Origin of the sequence: Alteromonas sp. AMM-1, assembly GCF_047290655.1 — a bacterium.
Classification (GTDB): Bacteria; Pseudomonadota; Gammaproteobacteria; order Enterobacterales; family Alteromonadaceae; genus Alteromonas; species Alteromonas mangrovi.
Genome location: NZ_JBLBUE010000195.1, coordinates 1 through 5,923 on the forward strand (window position 1 = coordinate 1; position 5,923 = coordinate 5,923).

Annotated in this window: 5 protein-coding genes; 3 read left to right on the forward strand and 2 right to left on the reverse strand. The window is 49.1% G+C overall.

Annotated features, from left to right (window positions below; genetic code table 11):
* Positions 1-695, reverse strand: a 695-nt coding sequence (locus ACLR2L_RS18185) for a TonB-dependent receptor (protein WP_413370194.1), incomplete at its 3' end; no start/stop codon positions are given.
* Between the two features lie 160 nt (positions 696-855).
* Positions 856-1,371 (reverse strand): hypothetical protein, encoded by a 516-nt coding sequence (locus tag ACLR2L_RS18190; protein WP_413370196.1) that lies wholly within the window; start codon positions 1,369-1,371, stop codon positions 856-858.
* A 112-nt stretch (positions 1,372-1,483) separates the two neighbouring features.
* On the opposite strand from ACLR2L_RS18190, the gene ACLR2L_RS18195 reads away from it, so the two are divergent.
* From ACLR2L_RS18195 to ACLR2L_RS18205, 3 genes are all read left to right on the forward strand, one after another.
* Positions 1,484-2,653 carry a PQQ-dependent sugar dehydrogenase gene (locus tag ACLR2L_RS18195; RefSeq protein ID WP_413370198.1) on the forward strand — a complete coding sequence of 390 codons (1,170 nt, stop codon included), beginning with the start codon at positions 1,484-1,486 and terminating at the stop codon, positions 2,651-2,653.
* A gap of 185 nt (positions 2,654-2,838) precedes the next feature.
* Positions 2,839-5,451: a bifunctional aconitate hydratase 2/2-methylisocitrate dehydratase gene (acnB, locus tag ACLR2L_RS18200; RefSeq protein ID WP_413370200.1), complete on the forward strand. Its 2,613-nt coding sequence runs from the start codon at positions 2,839-2,841 to the stop codon at positions 5,449-5,451.
* An 80-nt stretch (positions 5,452-5,531) separates the two neighbouring features.
* Positions 5,532-5,923: DUF192 domain-containing protein (locus ACLR2L_RS18205; RefSeq protein ID WP_413370202.1), on the forward strand; the 392-nt coding region annotated here is incomplete at its 3' end.

Below are 5,923 nucleotides of genomic sequence, written 5' to 3' on the forward strand. Positions count from 1 at the left end.
AAGGTTTTGTCGTTAGACGCGCCGTTTTGCAACACAGTATCGGGATCGTAATCAAACCCCGGATCGTCGATATACTGCACATTAAGGCTGGTTTGCCAATCGTAGAAAGTGTCGGTTGCTTGTAAGCGGTATAGCTGGCCCCAGTTGTCTTCTTCCCTGGCATTGTTCGCGTAACTGTTTGCCTCAAACGTTAAACGCACAAAACCGTCGCTGGGGGCTTCGGTGATAATGTTGATTACACCGCCCATTGCTGAGCTGCCATACAGCACTGAAGCTGCACCGCGTACTATCTCGATTTGCTTTATGTTATTTACGCTTATCTGGTCCAAATCAACCGCTGAACCAGTGGGAGAGATGAGTGGCTGGCCGTCCATCAAAACTAATACGCGATCGGCACTGAATCCTTGTAGCTGAATGTTGTATCCGTCCTTGCGACTTCGGGTTACCACCACGCCCGGCATGATCTCGAGTAATTGCCGCAGGGTGCCTCGTGATAATCGCTCGATAGTGGCCTGCTCAATAATCTCGACATTTACCGGCGATGCATAGAGTGCTTTGGCGCTTCGGGTGCCGGTAACTACAATGGTTTCTGGTGCGTCAGCGGTATTCGCTGTCGCCTGGCCACTGGTTTGAATGAGTAAAGCCATGGCTACCAGTGAGCGGGGCATTGAACGGGACTGTTTGTTAAATGTCATTGGAAATACAAATGATAACGATTATCATTTGATCTTAATCAAACTTTGATTTGTTTGGCAAGCGTTAATCTTAAAAATGCGTTAAACGGTTGAAGTACAGCGATTTTTGATAAAGCGAAAAGGCACCCAAAAGAGGGGGAGCAAAGAGGGTTAGTTAATGTTAAAGCAACGCATTCTGTTTGGGGCGCTGCACAATCCAACGGGCAAGATCCTGGCGTAATATACGGTAAAGCTCACCGCCAACCGCGCCAGCGATGGCCTGCCAAACAATACCTGCAAAACTGCGTGTACCAGCAATTAACGTTACCTCTAGCAAGGGATGCATAATTGCCAGCATGAGCAACATCGATAACGCACCAGCCAACGGATGCAGCCAATTGCGTTGTAGCTTTAGCCAGCGGCCTAACTTGCCGCTGATAAATAAGGCTAGCGTGAGGGTGGCAAAGATAGCGCCCCCGAATTTGGGTAATAATCCCCACCAGTCCAGCGCGGTATGCTCAAGCCACACGTTGCCGTTAATGCTTACGCCGAGATCGGTTAGGTTTTGCAGCACAAATTGCGATTGGGAGACACTGGCAATAGTGTAACAAACCAGCCAGGCAACCAGCAGTGCACCCGCTTTGGTAAAGCGGCTGATATTGGTGTCGACTTCAAAAACGGTGGCGTATTCAGACATTCACTACATCTCTGGCTAACCTGAAGGTAAATTCGTACGACTAAGGTATTTAGCGGTATTCAATAATTTCATGGTAAGCTGCGCAATACAAGTTGTAGATCATTATTCAGGCATGAAATCAGGTTTGTTGAACGGTTGGCGGATGTGGGCGGCCAGTTGTTTCTTTACTCTCTCTTCCACGCTGGCGACAGGCGCTACGGCTGAGCCGCCGGTATTGACTGGTAATTACCACCAGACCCAGGTTGCGGGATATTTAACCTTTCCATGGGCTGCGGTTGAAAATCCGCTGGGCGGGTGGTTAATTACCGAGCGTAGCGGCGACATTATAGAATATGATCACGCTGGTCAGCGCCAGGAAATTCCGCTGCAATTCAACCAACTGTATGTGGCTGGCCAGGGCGGATTGCTGGATATTAAACTGGCCCACGACTTTACTGAATCGCGCCGGGTGTATTTGAGTTATGCCACGGGTAATGAAAACAAAAACTACCTGACATTTGGCACTGCGGTACTCAACGCCAAAGAACCTGTTGTAACCGACATCTTTACCCTTCCAACCCCCAAGGATACGCCAGTGCATTATGGCGGGCGGTTATTGCAGTTGCCCGACGACACCTGGTTAATGACCAGCGGCGATGGATTTGATTATCGCGAACAGGCGCAGCAGAAAAACAGTTTTTTGGGTAAGGTGCTTCGCTTTACTACGGAGGGCAAACCTGCCGCTGACAACCCGTTTATCCATGGTGAATCACTGGCTGAAAAATACATTTACACCCTTGGCCACCGCAATCCGCAAGGCTTAATACGCGATCCTGAAAGCGGTAAAATCTGGTTGCATGAACACGGCCCGGATGGCGGTGACGAAATTAATTTACTGGTGCCTGGCAATAACTATGGCTGGCCGGTTGTAACGCAAGGTAAAGACTATTCCGGAGCGCGTATATCGCCGTTCTCACATTATGAGGGTATGCAGGATCCAGCGTTAAACTGGACGCCGTCGATTGCGCCCTCTGGGATGACGGTTTATCACAATGATGTGTTTCCGGCATTACAGAATCATCTGTTGGTAACGAGCCTGAAAAATAAAGCGCTGTATGCCGTGTCATTAGACCAAAATCCCATGGCGGCGGTACAAATATTTGCTACTATAAACGAACGTCTTCGCGACGTAATTATTGGCCGCGACGGGGCAATTTACGTATTGACCGACGGGGAGCGGGCCCGGATTATGCGTTTTTCACCATTGCGTCCGGAAAATGTGCCAGAACACAGCTTGCGCTAATGGCCAACAACGATCCAAATTACCGCTGAATCCTGACAATAGGCTGGCTGAATGGCCGCTATAAACTGGCGAAAGCGCATAAAAATTCAAATTTGCAACATAAGCCGTTATAATTCCGGCGTTTTAATAGTCACTTCCTGCCAGGGACCGTCTGAATTTGCAGGAATAACCATGAGGAAAACATCGTGTTAGAAGAATATCGCAAACACGTAGCTGAGCGTGCTGCTGAAGGAATCCCGCCAAAACCGCTGACTGCGGAGCAAGTGGCCGGATTGGTAGAGTTACTGAAAAACCCGCCTGCAGGTGAAGAAGCGTTCTTGTTAGAGTTGATCTCTGAGCGTGTACCTCCTGGTGTGGATGAAGCGGCGTATGTTAAAGCCGGTTTCCTGAGCGCAATCGTGAAGGGCGAAATCAGCTGCGATCTGATCAGCAAAGCGAAAGCCGTTGAGTTACTGGGCAACATGCACGGTGGTTACAACATCGTAACTCTGGTTGAATTATTAGACGACGCCGAACTGGCACCGCTTGCTGCCAAAGAACTGAAGCACACGCTGCTGATGTTTGACGCTTATCACGACGTAGAAGAAAAACACAAAGCAGGCAATACTCACGCTACCGACGTAATCAAGTCCTGGGCAGAAGGTGAGTGGTTCACTTCGCGTAAGCAAATGGACGACAAAATCACTTACACTGTGTTCAAAGTAACCGGTGAAACCAACACAGATGACCTGTCGCCTGCTCCTGATGCATGGTCGCGTCCTGATATCCCTCTGCATGCCCTGGCAGCTTATAAGATGACCCGTGACGGCCTGGAGCCGGAAGAGCACGGCGTAAAAGGCCCAATGAAGCAAATCGAAGATATCAAGTCGAAAGGCTATCCGGTTGCATTCGTGGGTGACGTGGTAGGTACCGGTTCTTCGCGTAAATCTGCAACTAACTCTGTTCTGTGGTTCTTCGGTGAAGATCTGCCAGGCGTGCCTAACAAGCGTGGCGGCGGTGTGTGTATTGGTACTAAAGTGGCACCAATTTTCTTCAACACCATGGAAGATGCCGGTGCGTTGGTATTTGAAGCTGACGTAGACAAAATGAACATGGGTGATGTTATCGACATCTATCCATTTGAAGGCAAAATCACTAACCACGAAACTGGCGAAGTGCTGGCTGAGTACGACTACAAGTCTAAGGTAATTCTGGACGAAGTACGTGCTGGCGGCCGTATTAACCTGATCATCGGTCGTGGTTTAACTGAGAAGGCTCGTGAAACGCTGGGTCTGGGTTCATCTGACTTGTTCCGCAAACCGGATCAACCAGCTGATACCGGCAAAGGCTATACCCTTGCTCAGAAAATGGTTGGTAAAGCATGTGGCGTTGCGGGTATCCGCCCTGGCACATACTGCGAACCTAAAATGACAACAGTAGGTTCACAGGACACGACTGGTCCTATGACCCGTGACGAATTGAAAGATCTGGCGTGTCTTGGTTTCTCTGCAGACCTGACCATGCAGTCTTTCTGTCACACTGCGGCCTATCCTAAGCCAGTTGATATTGAAACTCAGCACACGCTGCCTGATTTCATTATGAACCGTGGTGGTGTATCACTGCGTCCAGGCGACGGTATTATCCACAGCTGGTTAAACCGTATGTTGTTGCCTGACACCGTAGGTACAGGTGGCGACTCACACACCCGTTTCCCTCTGGGTATTTCATTCCCAGCCGGTTCTGGTCTGGTAGCGTTTGCTGCAGCCACTGGCGTTATGCCACTGGATATGCCTGAATCAATTCTGGTTCGCTTTAAAGGCGAGCGTCAGCCTGGTATCACCCTGCGTGACCTGGTACATGCGATTCCGCTGTACGGTATCAAGCAAGGCCTGCTGACGGTAGAGAAGAAAGGTAAGATCAACGCTTTCTCTGGTCGTATCCTTGAAATCGAAGGTCTGGAAGACTTAACTGTAGAACAGGCATTCGAACTGTCTGATGCGTCTGCTGAGCGTTCTGCTGCAGGTTGTACAATCAACCTGTCTGAAGAGTCTATTGCTGAATACCTGCGTTCTAACATCACCATGCTACGCTGGATGATCAACGAAGGTTACGGCGATCCTCGTACCCTTGAGCGTCGTGCTCGTAAGATGGAAGAGTGGCTGGCTAACCCAACACTGATGCGTGCTGATGCTGACGCTGAATACGCAGAAGTGATTGAAATCGACCTGTCTGAAATCAAAGAGCCTATTGTGTGTTGCCCGAACGACCCGGATGATGCCAAAACATTGTCTGACGTTGCCGGCGACAAGGTTGATGAAGTATTCATCGGTTCTTGTATGACTAACATTGGTCACTTCCGTGCGGCAGGTAAACTGCTAGAGCAATACAACAAGACTATCCCGACCCGTCTGTGGATTTCTCCACCGACTAAGATGGATAAAGCGCAGCTGATGGAAGAAGGTTACTACAACATCTACGGTCGCGTTGGTGTACGTACTGAAATGCCAGGCTGTTCACTGTGTATGGGTAACCAGGCTCGTGTTGACGCCGGTACCACTGTACTGTCTACCTCTACCCGTAACTTCCCTAACCGTTTAGGTGATGGTGCGAATGTATACCTGACCTCTGCTGAGCTGGCTGCAGTAGGCGCGATCATTGGTCGTCTGCCAACCGCTGCTGAGTACATGGAGTATGCCGGTAAGATCGATTCCATGGCGGCTGATGTATACCGCTACCTGAACTTCGATAAGATGGAAAGTTTCAAGAAAGCGGAAGAAGAAGCTAAAGCTAAGATCATTCCAACATTGAATGTTGCCTGACTTGGCGTATAAACTATCAAGCCGGGCACCGTAAGGGCCCGGCTTTTTTTATGCCGAATTATAAAAAACAAGGAAAGACTATGCGTATTCGCAACCGCTTACAAACGGGTATATTACTCGGTATGCTATGCAGCACTTTGGTTTGGTTTTCTGCGTCAGCAGTAACCGAAGTCGAATTTGATTCGGTGCGGGTGCAAATTAATGATATAAAGCTTGAACTGGAATTCGCGCAGCATTTTGAACAACGAGCCCAGGGCTTGATGTTCCGCCAGTCACTGTGCGAGGATTGCGGGATGCTATTCTTATTTGAACCAGAAAAACAAGCAAGTATGTGGATGAAGAATACCTTTATTCCACTGGATGTGGCATTTATCGACAGAAACGGCGTGATCACAGATATAAAAGCGCTGCAACCACATGACTTAACATCTGTGGGGGCATCAGGCGTAGTGAAATATGCGCTAGAAATGAA

Coding starts and splice junctions, on each gene's coding strand:
- ACLR2L_RS18195 (WP_413370198.1), top strand. CDS start 1,484: ATGAAATCAGGTTTGTTGAACGGTTGGCGGATGTGGGCGGCCAGTTGT.
- ACLR2L_RS18190 (WP_413370196.1), bottom strand. CDS start 1,371: ATGTCTGAATACGCCACCGTTTTTGAAGTCGACACCAATATCAGCCGC.